At 43.1% G+C, this 15,083-nt stretch carries 13 protein-coding genes; 7 read left to right on the plus strand and 6 right to left on the minus strand.

All coding sequences use genetic code 11. From position 1 onward, the window contains the following. Nucleotides 1-206 precede the first annotated feature (206 nt). From NEJAP_RS02825 to NEJAP_RS02840, 4 genes are all read left to right on the plus strand, one after another. Entirely contained in the window at nucleotides 207-1,958 is a 1,752-nt protein-coding gene (locus NEJAP_RS02825; protein WP_201349203.1) for a hypothetical protein, read from the plus strand. A 9-nt stretch (nucleotides 1,959-1,967) separates the two neighbouring features. Beyond that, entirely contained in the window at nucleotides 1,968-2,726 is a 759-nt protein-coding gene (locus tag NEJAP_RS02830) for a DUF3726 domain-containing protein (RefSeq protein WP_201349204.1), read from the plus strand. 42 nt (nucleotides 2,727-2,768) lie between these two features. Then, a complete protein-coding gene (locus NEJAP_RS02835; RefSeq protein WP_236591039.1) occupies nucleotides 2,769-3,506 on the plus strand; it encodes a sulfite exporter TauE/SafE family protein in 738 nt (245 codons plus the stop codon). A gap of 203 nt (nucleotides 3,507-3,709) precedes the next feature. Next, nucleotides 3,710-5,554: a tetratricopeptide repeat protein gene (locus tag NEJAP_RS02840; protein ID WP_201349205.1), complete on the plus strand. Its 1,845-nt coding sequence runs from the start codon at nucleotides 3,710-3,712 to the stop codon at nucleotides 5,552-5,554. A gap of 39 nt (nucleotides 5,555-5,593) precedes the next feature. Here NEJAP_RS02840 and NEJAP_RS02845 read toward each other — a convergent pair whose 3' ends face one another. Continuing rightward, nucleotides 5,594-6,019 carry a hypothetical protein gene (locus NEJAP_RS02845; protein ID WP_201349206.1) on the minus strand — a complete coding sequence of 142 codons (426 nt, stop codon included), beginning with the start codon at nucleotides 6,017-6,019 and terminating at the stop codon, nucleotides 5,594-5,596. 80 nt (nucleotides 6,020-6,099) lie between these two features. Next, nucleotides 6,100-7,251: a PEP-CTERM sorting domain-containing protein gene (locus NEJAP_RS02850; protein ID WP_201349207.1), complete on the minus strand. Its 1,152-nt coding sequence runs from the start codon at nucleotides 7,249-7,251 to the stop codon at nucleotides 6,100-6,102. Between the two features lie 460 nt (nucleotides 7,252-7,711). Between NEJAP_RS02850 and NEJAP_RS02855 the strand changes: the two genes are divergently transcribed. Together NEJAP_RS02855 and NEJAP_RS02860 are read left to right on the plus strand one after the other, a co-directional pair. Beyond that, the gene (locus tag NEJAP_RS02855; RefSeq protein WP_201349208.1) at nucleotides 7,712-9,298 is read left to right on the plus strand and encodes a peptide chain release factor 3; all 1,587 of its coding nucleotides are present in this window, start codon (nucleotides 7,712-7,714) and stop codon (nucleotides 9,296-9,298) included. 36 nt (nucleotides 9,299-9,334) lie between these two features. Continuing rightward, nucleotides 9,335-10,117 (plus strand): TatD family hydrolase, encoded by a 783-nt coding sequence (locus tag NEJAP_RS02860; protein WP_201349209.1) that lies wholly within the window; start codon nucleotides 9,335-9,337, stop codon nucleotides 10,115-10,117. Nucleotides 10,118-10,141: 24 nt separating this feature from the next. Here the strand turns inward: NEJAP_RS02860 and NEJAP_RS02865 are convergent, their stop codons facing one another. Together NEJAP_RS02865 and NEJAP_RS02870 are read right to left on the minus strand one after the other, a co-directional pair. Then, nucleotides 10,142-10,543, minus strand: a complete 402-nt coding sequence (locus tag NEJAP_RS02865; RefSeq protein ID WP_201349210.1) for a hypothetical protein — start codon at nucleotides 10,541-10,543, stop codon at nucleotides 10,142-10,144. Between the two features lie 23 nt (nucleotides 10,544-10,566). After that, a complete protein-coding gene (locus NEJAP_RS02870) occupies nucleotides 10,567-12,486 on the minus strand; it encodes a beta-ketoacyl synthase (protein ID WP_201349211.1) in 1,920 nt (639 codons plus the stop codon). A 387-nt stretch (nucleotides 12,487-12,873) separates the two neighbouring features. Here NEJAP_RS02870 and NEJAP_RS02875 point away from each other — a divergent pair, with 387 nt between their 5' ends. Then, nucleotides 12,874-13,530: an OmpA family protein gene (locus NEJAP_RS02875; RefSeq protein WP_201349212.1), complete on the plus strand. Its 657-nt coding sequence runs from the start codon at nucleotides 12,874-12,876 to the stop codon at nucleotides 13,528-13,530. Between the two features lie 26 nt (nucleotides 13,531-13,556). Here the strand turns inward: NEJAP_RS02875 and zapB are convergent, their stop codons facing one another. Together zapB and NEJAP_RS02885 are read right to left on the minus strand one after the other, a co-directional pair. Next, a complete protein-coding gene (gene zapB, locus NEJAP_RS02880) occupies nucleotides 13,557-13,745 on the minus strand; it encodes a cell division protein ZapB (protein ID WP_028468090.1) in 189 nt (62 codons plus the stop codon). Nucleotides 13,746-13,813: 68 nt separating this feature from the next. Continuing rightward, on the minus strand, nucleotides 13,814-15,031 hold the full coding sequence (locus tag NEJAP_RS02885) for a flagellar assembly protein T N-terminal domain-containing protein (protein WP_201349213.1): 1,218 nt from the start codon (nucleotides 15,029-15,031) through the stop codon (nucleotides 13,814-13,816). Nucleotides 15,032-15,083 lie beyond the last annotated feature (52 nt).

The raw sequence follows: 15,083 nt of genomic DNA on the forward strand, positions 1-15,083 counted from the left end.
TGGTTATTTGGCTGATGATAAGTAGCCCTTGTTGCAAAATTGCTCTATTTGATTTTCTTGAAGGTGGGCTTCCTCTGTCAATAATGATTATAGACAAAGCCAGCAGAGGGTTAGAAGCGTCATGGTTTTGAGCACATCTATGCTGCCGCTGATTTGATATCAGCATTCTGAAACCAGATGTGAGCAAACAAACGAGGATAAAAATAATGACAACGCCAGCAGCCATCAATGCAGCCCTTAGGGGAGGTAACGCACTGCCGCTACGACCTATTAATCAGGTTATGAATCTTGAGCGCTTGGGTGCAATGCATCAAAGCCGATTAAGTTTTATGCGTACACTAGTCCGCCGTATTATGCGTGAGCGTTGGCAGATTGAACCATCGCGATTTGAACTTGATGCACAGGGTTACGGCACTGTGGTTTATGAAGTTAAAGCGCCTCATGGCCTGTTTAGTTTTGTTTTATTTTCTGATTACTTGGCCCCTGAAGATCGTAATGACCGTGTCATTGCTACTCAATGGGATCTTACTATGGCTCTAGTGGATGGTGAAGTTGATGATATCTATCTTGAAAAGCTGCGCCAGAACGTTCCTAAGCAAGAAGCAGGGCGAGTAGATTCTCGAGTGTTTGTGTTATCGCGCGCCAACCGCAGTGCGCGCAATTTTGACTATGTTGTTAATCAACTGGCTCAAGGAAAACAGCCGGATGTTGCTAAAATTGCACAGGTCGGGTACTTGTATCGAACGACGGCTGTTTATGGCAGTGGTAAGTTAGGTATGGCAGATTGGGAGAAGGTATCTACACGATTCCCCGATTTTGCACGCCCTTTTGCGGCGGAGATGTTTGTTTGTCTAATGCTACGTAATTTCAGCCTGCTACAAGCTGAGTATATAGCCAAGAACCAATCTCCCGCTTCTTTTGCGCCGATGCAGCCAGAAATTAAGCGTTTCTTTGGTATTGGTAACTCAACCGGTTTGGGAATGGCCCCTTATCTAATAAATCATCCGATATTGATTAATCAATGGGTTGAAATGCGAGAGTTAGCACTGGCTCGCATTAGAGTATTAGGTGGAATTGATGCTCATGTTTATCAGCAATTGGATAAGTTGATTGATCGTTGTTGTGTTCATACTGCCGAAACTGTGACCGAAGATGAGTGGCAGAGCGCTAATAATCAGCAAGTCCTTAAAGATATGGACGCGCTCAAAAAGCGTGTTGCAGTTTCTTTCAATAATTGGAATGAGTTATTGCAGTGGAGTGAAGAGCATTGCTCTTTGCAAGGTCAGGAAATGCTGATTTCCATGATGTTGGAATTGTATCCCGAGCTTGTGGATGATCTAGAGGATTATCATACAGCAGAAGAGTTTCTGGACCTTGATCCTCTGATGCCAGTACAGCAGTTAAAAGAAGTGATAGAGCAGCGTTACGACTGGGCGTTGGCAATCGATTTTAATGCAGAGGGCGCGCGCGAAATTTTCTGGTACCGTTCAGAAGAAAAAATGGAGCCCCGCTTGGGTGGCACGGAGCTAGAAGATGGCCGTAAAAAGCAGATGGCGCTAGGTGTGGGGTACGCCGTACGTAAATGTTATGACCAGCTGTGCGAGTATGTAGAAGCTTACCCTCAGCATACTGCCGCGCGCTTTATGGTGGCTAACCCTAAATTGCGAGGCATTGTGCGTAGAATTCAGACGATGAATAAATGCGTATACGGCGATATACAGGCCAATTTACTAGATAGAAATGTTCTTCCAATGCACTTGTTACGCGCTAAATTAGCATTTTTTGGTGTCGGAAAATTTGATCCTCGATCGCGCTTATGGGTTCGTAATACGATGTTTCAGGGAGCTCCATTACTGGAAGATATCGGAAAAACATTTAATGACGATTGGTTTATGCCATTAGCACCCAAGCAAGCAGCATCAATGAACGAATCAAATCCTGAAGCCTCAGCACAGTAGGAGAACGCTATGCATGTATCAATGATAGAACTCAAAGCTGCTCTGCGGCGCTGTTTTGAGGCCAGTGGTTATTTTGTCGGCAATTATGAAGATGCTGCCAATATGATTTTGTGGCTTGAAAAGCACGGTCTGAATGGTTTGGGTGAATTAGATAGAGCAATTTCATACATAAAAGAAGATAAAGAGAAATCGTTAAGCACTGTTGTTTATGAAGATAACACGTCCGCTATTATTGATAGTAATGGCCGCAGTGCACTTAACTGTATAGCAGCTTCTGTCGATTTGGCCCATGCTAAGGCTCTAGAGTGTGGTATCGCTACTGTTACGGTTCATAATTGCCACAATCGTATGTTCGTACTAAAAGCGTTAACTGACTGCGGAAGGCGTGGTATAAGTGCGGCTGCTTATTGGCAAAATGGCAGCCAAGTTGTTACTGAGCATGCTGTTGCGATTAAAGCCGGTGATCGATACCCGAGTTACAGTGAAGCTACCACCAATTTAGCAAGCCTTGAGGTGACGGCTGGAGAGAAACAAGCGTTGACGATTATCTGTAGTTCTCGTGTAGATTTGACCGCTTCTTTACAACAATCTAAAGGGAACTCAAATGCTCGTTATGTGAGTGCTTCACAAGTGGCGAAAAATAAAGAATATAGCGTTGATCATGGTATCGAAATTGATGAACAGCTATGGGCTGAAATCAACAAAATCGGCGAAGGTATCTTAGTTGAAAATACAGAGCGTTCGCGGATGGGGGCTGGGGGGAGGTGAGCTTCGGCTTTCAAGGCTAATCCAAGTTGGTTTTAGTCACTCATGATTAGCTACTCTGTATTGGATCTATTAGCGCTGCTGATAGTCATGAGTGGGATCATTCTGCAAACCTGGGTAGGTATTGGTTTTGGCTTACTGGCTGCACCAATACTCTACTTAGTTGATCCTGCTTATGTGCCAGTTCCTGCTCTAATCTTAGGGTTTAGTCTGTCGTTACTCTTGGTATTAAATCAGCATAAACTCCTGTGTTGGCGACGGGTTCTGCCCGCGATTATTGCGCGCTTTCCCGGTTGCTGGTGCGGTGCTCTTCTATTGGTTAGCGTCCCTCCCAATCTACTTAGTATACTGTTCGGCTGTGTTTTATTGATGGCCGTTTTAACATCCCTGTATGCCTGCAAAATTACACTAAACTCTATAACACTATGTGTCGGTGGCTTTTTCTCGGGTCTCATAGGTACAGCAACATCGGTAGGTGGGCCGCCTATAGCACTGGTTTATCAGGGTGTAGATAGAATCACAGCACGTAATGAGCTTGCTGCCTTTTTTCTTATTGGAACGCCTATTTCAATATTGTTTCTTGCACTGCAAGGGCGGGTTGATATAGGTAGTCTATTGTTAAGCCTCAAGATGCTTCCAGGAGTGCTGGTTGGCTTTGGCATCGCCCGCCTTTGTGATAACCGTATTAGTGCATCTTCGAGTAAACCTGTACTGCTGTTTATCTCAAGTGCATCAGCCATCACGATTTTATATAAAGGAATTAGTGGCTGGTGGAGTGCTTAGTCTCTCTAGCATGTGATGTTGTGGCATCAGTTTAATTCTTCTCTTTGTGAATATAAGAATTGTTAGTTAAAGATAGAAACTCAATAGCTAAGTAATGGCTTGATTTAAAGCAGCTAAACTGTTTCAAGTGGGATGCTTTTCAAGTGATCGAATAAGCGCTATAACTAGTATTAAAGATTCGCAATACAAAGGAATATGTTCTTATGTGCCGGATTCTGTTTAAAATTATTCTTCTGTCCTTGTTGGCTTCAACATCTCAAGCTTCTCTTTTAAAACAAGATGTACCCGATGTAGGTGTTTCTTCTTTATTGCTCTTTGAAAATGATCCTACTTTTGCTCGTAACTCACAATTACAGGAGTTGATGGCATTGATGGAAGCGGGTAAACGCGATGAAGCGAATCTTAGAATTGCTCGTTTGCTTGCAAAAAATAATCAGGATAAAGGTGCGCTTGAGCTTGCCGGTATTTCATTGATGCAGATGAAAAACTTTAAAGTTGCAGAAGAAGCGTTCCGCCGATTAATGCAGCTCCCTCCTGTAAAGCCGTCGGTAATAACAAGATATGGCGTAACAAAAATAATTAATGGGGATGTTGAATTTGGGGTAAAGCTACTTAGACAAGTTGTGCAATATACTCCTAATGATGCACTGGCTAATCGTTACTTAGGTTGGGTAGCCGAAAAAACGGGTGATGTTGTTGGTGCCGCTGCTTATTTATCTAAACTTCCAAGCGTATCTCAAGTAGGAGCCCAAGAATATCATGTCGCGCTTGCTCGTAATAACTATGCTACAGGTGCTTTTGGCACAATAGTAGAAATGTTTGAGCCACTGTATCCAAGGTATAAAGTAGAGCCAAATACGCTTTCCACAGGTGCTGCTTTTTATTTGACGCTCGCCTATGCAGCGCAAGGAGATAAGAGAAAATCTGCTAGCCTTGCTAAAGCCCTTAGACCTTATATCTCAGCTAACCCTTTAAACTTGTTTGGTTTAGATATGGGGCTGGCCAGTATATATAAAGATGAAACAGCGGGAATTGCAGCGCTTGATTTACTAATAAGCAAGGAGCCCGGAGGAGAAGCCTCGGGTAGGTACGAGTTAGCAAAGTTATATGTGAATTCTGATAATATTCCCGCAGCGGTAGCGGAATTAGACAGCGTTTTAATACTTGCTCATGAAGCTGATATAGCGAATGTATTAAATATGATGATCCCTTTGTTAGTGGGGGAGAGTATGAATTCTCATGCGGTTAATACTATGAGAAAACTGGTGAGGAAGTACCCTTCTAATAATAGTTTCTTATTCGGTCTTGCAGAAGTTTATGCTATTTCAGGCATGGATGATGAATTTGTTAATGCTATCGATAAGCTTACTAGAGAGCCTAAATCGTATTCTCCTGCCTATCGTTTAGGTGCCAAATGGGCTGCACAAAAAGGGGACCCAGTATTAGAGAAGCGCTACTTGGAAGAATATACGAGTGCTGAGCCGCAAGACTTACAAGGCTGGGTTGCACTTGCAGGTTTTAATTATAATCGTAACAAGTTAGATGATGCTATTCAGGCTATTAAGCTAGGTATGCAGTCAAACCCTAAGAGTGCTCAGTTGAAGTACGAGCTAGGCTCGCTTTACCAGGCTCGTGGTGATATTGAGTTGGCAAACCAACAGTATCGTGACTCACTAAAGTTAAAGGGAGATTACTTTCAAGCGATGGATAATCTTGCAAGTAATTTGCTTGATGCTAATACAGATCTGGACGAGGCGTCGCAGTATGCAGGCATCCTTTATCAGGTGTTACCTGAGGACCCTTACATTAAAGATTTGATGGGGTGGTCGTTATATCGCTCAGGTGAATTTCAAGATGCGCTTGTATATTTTAAAGAGTCGGCAGCAGTGATTGTTGACTCTGGGCGATCAGACTACCATGCAGGCTTAACGCTTATTGAGTTGGGACGTAAGAAAGAAGCCGTAGTGTATTTGAAATCGGCTCTGTCGAAAGGTTTGTCTAACCCTTTAATCAATCAAGTTAATCAACATCTGGCAGAGCTCAATTGATAAATCTGGAAGCTACTTAAAACAGAGTTGCTTTAGACTTTAAGTCATCCAGTGAGAGTATTTTAATTTAGCTTTAGTGTTTCCTTTGTTTTTCCACATTAGGCACATTATTTGTGTCTTTTGTGCTTCATAGGTGTTCTCAGCGAAGTTTCCCGACACTTGTTGTGGTCCATATAGGTAGATGGTTTTTCCTTTAGCTTTATCATGATAATGAAAATTAAAGCTCAGCGGAGAGTTTGAAGTGAATTTGTACTTTATACGCTTTCCTTTTTTTACGAGTAAACAGTCCTCTACTACCACTCCTGCTTTTACGTGTTTTGTGATGCTAGTAAAGCTGGGGTTATTAGCTTTTTGTGTGGTGTCGCTTGACGCTAATGATAGAGTAGAAAAAGAGCATAATAGTGAGAATGCTGCAGCAAGCGCTTTGTAATTTATTAAACCGTTTTTAATACTCTCAATAGCCATAGAGTTACCACTTTGTAAGTTGTAAAGACTAAAAAACCGCGAATTAACGCGGTCTTTAATAAGTATAGCTAATTAACTAGTTAGTGCTTTCTTTTCCAGCCAAGAGCAGCCAAACCAAGACCAAATAGGAAAATACTTCCTGGTAATGGGATACCTGTTGGCGGGTTGGTTGGGTTGCTAAGGTTTACTGTTAATAACCCAAAATCACCAACATTTTGGCTATCAAATGCACGTGCTTGAATTAAATAAGTACCTGGCGCATAGCCAGTAGTGTCCCAAGAAAATGTTTGGGTCGCAGTATTAAATGTTGGTAATGCATGAATAAAACCGGCACCAAGTACGAGGTTAGGATCCCAAGATGCCCCAGCCAGTAAAGCGCCATCTTCCGCATCTAAGGCAGTAAAGATATGAGATATAGGTCCTGGGCCCACTAAGGCATTTATTATAGCATCAGCAACAACCGGCGCTTGGTTAGAGGCGGCATCGACACCATCAAACATCCAGTCAAACTCAACAAATGAGCCGTTGCTAGCGATGATATTGCCGCTAAATGCTGCGTCTGCACCAGGGTTTTGGGCCGCAGTGTGATCGGTAATTTGAGCACGGTTAACATCGCCCACGATTGTCATTAGTCCTGTCGTAGGGTCAACGGTAAATCCTGGAACTTGGCTATTAATATTTACATTTAAGTCTTGATTGTAGGTTAATGTTAAGCCATCAGGAGAGGTCGCATTGAGTCCTTGAGAGTAATCACTCCCTGCTAGTCGGCTCACTTCGGGTTGGATGGTCGAGAATGTGAAGTTGATAGGAGTGGTTGCTGTTGTACCATCCCAGACAATTCGAGAATCAAGGTCAAAGCTTGATCCAGCCCAATTTCCTAAGCCTGAAGAGCTTACGCGGCAGCAGCTACCACCACCAATATCATATGTGCCTGCCGAAGTTAGTTGTATGCTATGTGTTCTTGTTACCACCGCATAGCGGCTATCAGACTGGTCGACGACTGTTGGGGTTGCTGTTGCTGTTCCGACCCCTGTAACACTTACGTTACCTAGCTGAGCAACAAAGGTCTTTCGCCAAAAAGTGGTTTCTTGAATCGTCAATAAGCCGTTTGCGTCTACACTAGGTATCAATGCACCACCACGGAAATGGGAAGCGCCTGCAGTTCCCGCAACCATGCTGAGTGAGCCTGCTATGCTTGTTGCTATGATTATTTTTTTTAATGCAGTTTTCATGCTGGACCTCCGCCATTTCTGAATTTTGTGTTGAAGGAGGTTCCTTCAGCATCACAAATTCCAACGAAACTATGCAAAAAGGTTCATGCACATGGCGTACCAATAATTTGTTATGGCATGTAATCATTTGTAAATATAAGCAATTATAATTTTAAGTGTTGCTTTTTGGAGGCATATTACTTTTTGCTGTAAAATTATCTGACGCACAAAGCAGACGTTTCTTGCGAGCTTTTATTATCAGGAGGCTGTTTTTAAGGATAGGATCTTGAGTTGCAGAATTTGGAGAAGTACTACTGATCAAGCAATCTATATGTGAAAGCACTCTACTTAGATTGTTTCTCTTTCCTATATCGGCGAAAATAGTCGGTAATCCTATTTAACGCATGCGGGTTGACGTTAGTTGCTGGCTAATTTTAGTCTCAGGCTGTTGACCTATGCATAACTCAGAAGACTCTATCTCATGTCTAATTCAGCTATTGCGCAAGAAGTATTTAAGCGCAGGACTTTTGCGATCATTTCTCACCCGGATGCTGGTAAAACAACCATTACAGAAAAATTATTACTCTTGGGTAACTTGATTCAAAAGGCTGGTACGGTCAAAGGTAAAAAAAGTGATCGTCATGCAACTTCTGATTGGATGACGATGGAGCAGGATCGTGGAATCTCTATTACCTCTTCTGTGATGCAGTTTCATTGGAATGATCGTGTTGTAAACCTTCTAGATACACCCGGCCATGAAGATTTCTCCGAAGATACCTACCGTACCCTTACGGCGGTAGATAGTGCTTTGATGATTGTAGATGGTGCGAAGGGTGTTGAGGATCGCACTATTAAGTTGATGGATGTTTGTCGGCTGCGCGATACGCCTATTTTCTCGTTTGTTAACAAGATGGACCGCGATATTCGTGATCCAATTGAGTTGTTAGATGAAATTGAAGAAGTATTGAAAATTCAGGCCGCCCCTATTAACTGGCCAATTGGAATGAGTACATTTTTTAAAGGTGTATACAACCTTTATACTGATACTATTCATGTGTACAAAGCTGGGCAAAGCGCAGTATTGTCGGATGATACAAAGATTCATGGCCTAGAGTCTGTTGAAGCACGCGAGCTTTTAGGCGATGACTATGATGATTTTGTTGATGAAATAGAGCTTGTTCGAGGCGCTAGCCACGAATTTGATCAAGAAGCTTTTTTAGCGGGTAAACAAACACCGGTTTTCTTTGGGACAGCCTTAGGTAACTTTGGTGTTCGTGAGATGTTGAATGATTTTGTTGAGTGGGCGCCTGCGCCGATTGCGCGTGAAACAACTACTCGAAAAGTGGCTGTTGATGAACGTAAGTTTTCTGGCTTTATTTTCAAAATTCAAGCCAATATGGACCCTAAGCATCGTGACCGTATCGCTTTTATGCGCATCTGCTCAGGTAGCTATACCCGTGGTATGAAAATGAAGCATACGCGTATTAACAAAGATGTACGTATTGCTGATGCAGTGACATTTCTTGCGGGGGACCGTGAGAACGTAGAAGAAGCTTGGTCAGGTGACATTATTGGTTTGCATAACCACGGTACTATTCAAATTGGCGATACCTTTACCGAAGGCGAAATCTTAAAATTTACCGGTATACCTCATTTTGCTCCTGAGATGTTCCAGCGTGTTAGGCCACTAGATCCACTTAAAGCGAAACAGCTACAGAAGGGGCTGCAGCAGCTAGCTGAAGAGGGCGCTGTGCAGTTATTTCAACCGCTTAAAAACAATGACCTAGTTCTAGGTGCTGTTGGTCAGTTGCAGTTTGAAGTCGTTATGTTCCGCTTAAAAGATGAATACAAAGTCGATTGTAAATACGAACCGATATCGGTTCAAACAGCCCGTTGGGTAGAGTGTAATGACAATAAAATGCTCGAAGATTTACGTAAAAAAGGTTACGAAAATCTCGCATTAGATGGTGGTGGTTTATTAACTTACCTAGCCCCAACTCGTGTGAACCTGAGCTTGACTCAAGAACGTTGGCCTGATGTACAGTTCCGTGCAACACGAGAGCATTAAGCTTTTTTGTAGTAATAGAGACTAAGGAGGGTTTTGATGGCTGGCTTACAAATTATTGATAGTCACTGTCATTTGGATTTTCCTGTATTTGATGCAATACGCCAGCAGGTTGTGCAAAGTGCACAGTCTGCTGGCGTGAGGCATATCGTAATACCTGCTGTTACGTATCAAGGCTTTCAACGAGTTATTGATACGGCTTCCCTTTACCCACATGTATCTTTCGCATTAGGGCTTCATCCCTGCTTTATGCAGGAGCACCAACTATCTGATTTAGAGAGATTAGCGGAATATATTGAGTCTCAGCCTGTTTGTGCCGTGGGTGAAATTGGCTTAGATTTCTATCTTGATGGTTATGATTCAGTAGCTCAAATTTCTTTATTAAAAGCACAATTAAAGATAGCTAAAGAGTATCAATTACCCGTTCTATTACATGTACGAAAAGCACATGACATTATGCTGAAAACCCTTAGAGAAATAAGTTTTGAGCAGGGCGGAATTGTCCATGCGTTTAGCGGATCGGCTGCTCAAGCTGCACGCTACATACAAATGGGTTTTAAATTGGGGTTTGGTGGGGTCGTGACTTATCCTCGGGCTAATAAGATAAGGCACTTGGCTAAAACGTTACCGCTTGATTCAATTGTGTTAGAAACGGACTCACCTGATATGCCATTGTATGGGCGGCAGGGGGAGCCAAATCAGCCCGTGTTTGTTGTTGATGTGCTTAAGGAAGTAGCAGGTTTGAGACCTGAGACTATAGAAGCCATCGCAGCAATAACAACCGCGAATGCTACGCGGTTACTTAAGTTAGATGGCGCCTAGAGTCGTTTTACTCAGCAATAAAACCTATTGGTACTCTGTTCGATAAAGGTCGTTTAGTGCTTTCCATGCTGTGTTTGTTTTATCGTTCTTAGGTAGGCTGTATAACCTGCCGTTAGTGTCTAGATTGGTGGCGCGATAACTGCTATCAGCGGGCTTAAGAAGAATAATCATTAAGCTGCGAGGGTAGTTAGGGCCGGTGATCTTTTGTTGGTAGGCTTTTTCAAATGAATCGAGCTGGCCGTTTTGGCTAGCCACGAGGCTCAAGCGCACACAGTAACCAGTATTCCCATTGCACAGCCTTCCCTCTTTTGTATCGACTAGATAAAAGCTGCTGTCTTTTTTCTCTGGTATAAGAGCGCTTGTTGAGAAGCACCCGCTGAGAAGAGTCATCGTCAGTAGTATGAGTGAGGCAAACAGCTTGTTCATGAATCTTCTCTCTAGGTGTAGGGTTATTTAGTAGTGTAATCGCTAAAAGGGTTTCCTGAATTTAGGTCTATTTTGTTTTCAAAACCCGGAAGGCGAATACTACTTGCTGTAATTTCTAAATCATCACCCGCTAGCACATTGTGGTCGTAATGGTAGATGGGCCTAGTTAAACCTAAAGTGGTTTGCTGGTCATAATCACTGGCTCGTGCTTGGGTGATAACCTTTTTCGTTTCCCATTCACTCATTCTGTTTTGGCCGTGTTTGGTTAATAGCATTTGTTTTACAATATGTGGGGCGAGCATGGGAGCGCTGGCATTGTTGCCGCCAAAGCCTTTTGAGTTAAGAATGACGCTATCCATCCCTAGAACACCTACCTCCATATGTTGTTGAGAAAACAATAGGTTTGATTGGTGTACATCTGAAGCAACTTCATCGGTAGTGCTGATGCCTGGGATGTAGCCGTATGCCCATGTACCAAGCGATGTGACGAGCTGATCGCCACCGGCGGTGCCTTGAGAGTGTCCGAGGTAGCATTTAATGGCAGCGACAGGCCAAGACTGAATATCGAATGCTTTCGCTATTTCGTTAATAACATGTGATTCGGTTACTCGGTTTTGTGGAGTGCTCGTGCCATGTGCTTGAACGTAAGAGCGTTGCTGTAATGATGTTTCGCCTAGCATGTTTTTTATCAGAGAAGCTGCTTTGCCTAGCGTAATATAGTTGCCGATTCCTGGTGCTGAAATAGATTTCTTATGGCCATCAGCATTAACAAAAACATCGGGTACCGCGCCGAATATGTCTGCACCGAGTTCTAGCGCTAGGTCATCACTCATCAGGACAATGAACTGGCTAGATTCGCCTATGGTAAAACCACAGTTGTCACCAAATGGACGGCAAGCTTTACGGTAATCTTTATCCGTTAGCTCAGCTAGTTTGTCTAAGTTACGTAAGTCTTTATCTTCAGCCAAAGCCCCCATCGCACGGAAGCCTTCAATAACCTCTTGAGTTACGGGCGCATCACTACCGCCGACTAAGACAACTTTTCTGCGCCCTGAGCGGATATCTTGAACACCGCTGCGCAGGTTATATAAAAAGGTTGCGCATGCACCTAGCGCTCCTCCAGTAGCCCCTACGTTACCTAATATGTAGGCGTTCACAAAGTCTGCTGGCATCTGAGCATAGCCTAGCGGCATTTGTTTAGAGCTGGTGCGTTTGCCAATAGACGGATATTTAGTCAGCCCGCCAAAACCAAAGTCATCCAGTTGTCCTATAGAATTACTAGCATATACGGCAATTTGGTCTGGAGAAATTCGATTTAAGATATCTTCGTAAGGGATGCCAGCCGAGAGTAATGCATCTGAGGCGCTAAAAACGGTCATTTGCAGGTTGCGGGGGTGGTTTCTAGATTGGTATAGCTTGCCGGGTTGAAAGCCAGAAGGCAGTTGCCCAGCAGACTGTACCTGAGCTGTTTTAAAATCTGGAAATATCGCGTCTAGGCTTCCAGTAACCGTTACTTCTACTTCTTGACCATTGCCTGTCGAAATCGACCAGTTATCAGGGATGATGTTGGGTAGATGACGCTTGCGTAATGTAAAGCAGATGTTGTTGCTATCAGTATTTTTTAATGTGGCAGCTTTATTAAAAGTAACCTTGTTAATATCAAAACTATCGGCTTCAATGCGGCGAATTAGTGTTGAGTTAAGTAGCTGCTCTTTTATGTTGTTAATAAGTGCGTCTAGGGGAAATTGTTCACCGGCTTTATTGAAGTAGTGGCCGTCTTCATAGGACGCTAGCCCCATCAATGTGGCTAAGCCTAATAGGATGTCTCGCTGATTTTTTTGATCCAGTTTATCAAAAATTAAACGGCGGTAAGCATGATGGAATGATGTGCGACCTGCGGGATTTATTCCACCGAAACCGACGACTAGAGGTAGATGTGACAATGAAAACTCCTCGGCTGGAACTATAACTGGATTAACCGGACTGAATAGGTACAGTAAATTTCATATTCTAGCGGCACAGTGATGCTGTGACTAGGTAGAATCAGACTAAACTTAGGAAAATTACTTATTCAGTGTATTGATTGTAGCTAAGTTTGTTAGAAACTGTTCTAAGGACGATTTGTAATAGACGTATTGATGTCGGATGATGGCTTTTAATACAGTTGTCGATGCGATGCGATGCGCTGTGCGACGTTAGATTAGATAACTTATATTATTATGTGGGCCTTATCGTGAATATTTACATAGGTTTATGTATTAGCTATTTAGTCGTCGCGCAGCTAAATTTAACTCATTATTAAAATTTGTATGACACGCAGAGGGAAGTTTATGAAAAAGTTAGTGATAGCGTTATTGGCAACCAGTGTATTGGCTGGTTGTACAACTATCGATCCTTACACCCGGGAAGAGAAGACAGGAAATGCGGCTAAAGGAGCCGGCATTGGCGTGCTTGCAGGAGCGCTACTTGGCTCTGCTGTGTCAGGTAAAGGAGATCGAACTCAAGGTGCGGTTATCGGTGCGTTGGTGGGCGGTGCAGCAGGTGGCGGGATCGGCTACTACATGGACCAGCAAGAAGCTTTGTTGCGTCAGCAATTAGAAGGTACAGGCGTGAGTGTTGAGCGTGTTGGTGATGAAATTCGTTTGATTATGCCAGGGAATGTGACTTTTCAGACTAGCTCATACCAAATAGCGAGTAACTTTTATCCTGTGCTGGATTCTGTTGTAACGGTTCTCACTAAGTTTGATAAAACGGCATTGAGTGTGAATGGGTTTACTGACAGCACTGGATCATTTGAATACAACCAACAGCTATCTGAGCAGCGTGCAGCCAGCGTTGCTAATCATCTATCTAATAGTGGCATCAATGGGTTGCGTATTAGCACACAAGGTTACGGTGAGCGTTATCCAGTAGCTGATAATGGAAGTGCTTCTGGGCGTGCATTGAATCGCCGTGTGGAAATTAATATTCGAGGGACTCAGAAATAATAGGCTGAGCCCCCTTCTTGATCACACTATTCTGCGGCGTCTACTGAATCAAATTTATTCAGGAGTTGCTGCAGGTTTTCCTGCCAGACTTGTTGTCCGTCTTCCAATTTTTGTTTTGCTTCACGTAGTTCGCTTATTTCCATTCTTAGTAACTCGACTTCGTCGATCATGCTTTCAATTTTAGTTTCTAACTGGTTGAACAGCTCGGTTTGCATTGGAGACCCTTTATCATAAAACTATTTAAAGATGCCGATTATAGAGTGGGTGTGTGCGAAGTAAACCATTACCAGAACATCACGATATCATCAGGCTGAATATTGTGTTGCGTGGTGAGGCTATCGATGTGCCCTTTGACGACTGTCGGCTGTATTTCATCAACGATCATCGTTAAACGCGTGTTAATTAATTCTGTGGTTGGTTGGCTGCTTTGATTGTAAAACATGGTCTTACGATAAACGCTAAGCTTGTCTCCTCTTGACAGGCCGCTCTCCTTGCCGGCATTGATCCAAAGCTTGTTTTCTTCTGTGCGAGTAATTCTTGCTGAGTAGGGTAAGCAGCGAAGAGATTGGGATAAATCTGTGCTGATATTATCAAGTAGTGTTTTGACATTTTGCCCATAGTCTCCACTGAAAAAGGCGGGAGTGGCAAAGCCTACTCTGTCGGTTTCTGAATGGTTCCAGCGTCCTTGAGTGGAGTAGCTTTTCTGTTCTAGTAAAGTGCCACTAAAAGCATCGTGAATAAAGAGGTCAACGCTAAAGTTGCGTAAATGCTTTTTACTTTTGTAATCGAGCTTATTGTAAGTGTCTATAAGCCAGTTTTTTTCGCTGGTTGTGTTCGGTTTTAGCATCGATAAGTCTCGGATAACCCCAGAGATAATAAACTGGCTATCCAATTGCTGAGTGTAGGGCAGCATAGTGGTGAGTGCGCCGTTATCCAGCTGGCGTGAAGTTGCTGTCCCTAACTGTTTGTGTAGTAGTAAGTTTCCTGCATTAAGTGCTGAAATGCCTTGGGTTGTATTTAAGCGAGAAACAAGTTGCGTAGCGAGGTTAGACTCAGCACTTCTCAGGTAGCCTAGGCTTGCTTGTAAGGGGTGCTCGAGAGGGAATGCAGTAATGGCAACGGTTTTGCGAAAGCTGTTACCTGTATTTCCATTTTCACAAGTGGTTTTGGTATCAATATCAGCGCTAATACGCACATGAAGCTTCTTACCGAAAAGCTTTTCATCAATAATTTTAATGTTTGATAATTGACTCATAGTGGAGATGCGCATGTTGTCAATTTCAAGAATGCCATCCTCTACTTGTTGAGTGCTGCTAATGTAAGCGGCGGCCTGTAAAGATGCTTGTTGTTTGGCGTCAGCAATGGCTTGCTCTCGGGCTTGGCTTATATTGTTGTTATGTATTAGTGCTTGTCCTGTTGCTTCAACAGTAGTCGCTGAAGCGTAAGTACTGCATAGTAAAATAATGATAGAGAAGAAATAATCTTGAAAATGTCTCAACATGAGAGCAACCTGACCGATATATGATTAATAGAAGAAAAGGTATGCAATTTGC

Origin of the sequence: Neptunomonas japonica JAMM 1380, from assembly GCF_016592555.1 — a bacterium.
GTDB classification, from domain to species: domain Bacteria; phylum Pseudomonadota; class Gammaproteobacteria; order Pseudomonadales; family Balneatricaceae; genus Neptunomonas; species Neptunomonas japonica_A.

What these genes read in the sequence shown, in the direction of transcription:
- NEJAP_RS02885 (WP_201349213.1), bottom strand. Translation starts at nt 15,031, where the DNA reads ATGTTGAGACATTTTCAAGATTATTTCTTCTCTATCATTATTTTACTA.
- zapB (WP_028468090.1), bottom strand. Translation starts at nt 13,745, where the DNA reads ATGCAAACCGAGCTGTTCAACCAGTTAGAAACTAAAATTGAAAGCATG.
- NEJAP_RS02840 (WP_201349205.1), top strand. Translation starts at nt 3,710, where the DNA reads ATGTGCCGGATTCTGTTTAAAATTATTCTTCTGTCCTTGTTGGCTTCA.
- NEJAP_RS02845 (WP_201349206.1), bottom strand. Translation starts at nt 6,019, where the DNA reads ATGGCTATTGAGAGTATTAAAAACGGTTTAATAAATTACAAAGCGCTT.
- NEJAP_RS02865 (WP_201349210.1), bottom strand. Translation starts at nt 10,543, where the DNA reads ATGAACAAGCTGTTTGCCTCACTCATACTACTGACGATGACTCTTCTC.
- NEJAP_RS02855 (WP_201349208.1), top strand. Translation starts at nt 7,712, where the DNA reads ATGTCTAATTCAGCTATTGCGCAAGAAGTATTTAAGCGCAGGACTTTT.
- NEJAP_RS02830 (WP_201349204.1), top strand. Translation starts at nt 1,968, where the DNA reads ATGCATGTATCAATGATAGAACTCAAAGCTGCTCTGCGGCGCTGTTTT.
- NEJAP_RS02860 (WP_201349209.1), top strand. Translation starts at nt 9,335, where the DNA reads ATGGCTGGCTTACAAATTATTGATAGTCACTGTCATTTGGATTTTCCT.
- NEJAP_RS02825 (WP_201349203.1), top strand. Translation starts at nt 207, where the DNA reads ATGACAACGCCAGCAGCCATCAATGCAGCCCTTAGGGGAGGTAACGCA.
- NEJAP_RS02850 (WP_201349207.1), bottom strand. Translation starts at nt 7,251, where the DNA reads ATGAAAACTGCATTAAAAAAAATAATCATAGCAACAAGCATAGCAGGC.
- NEJAP_RS02875 (WP_201349212.1), top strand. Translation starts at nt 12,874, where the DNA reads ATGAAAAAGTTAGTGATAGCGTTATTGGCAACCAGTGTATTGGCTGGT.
- NEJAP_RS02835 (WP_236591039.1), top strand. Translation starts at nt 2,769, where the DNA reads ATGATTAGCTACTCTGTATTGGATCTATTAGCGCTGCTGATAGTCATG.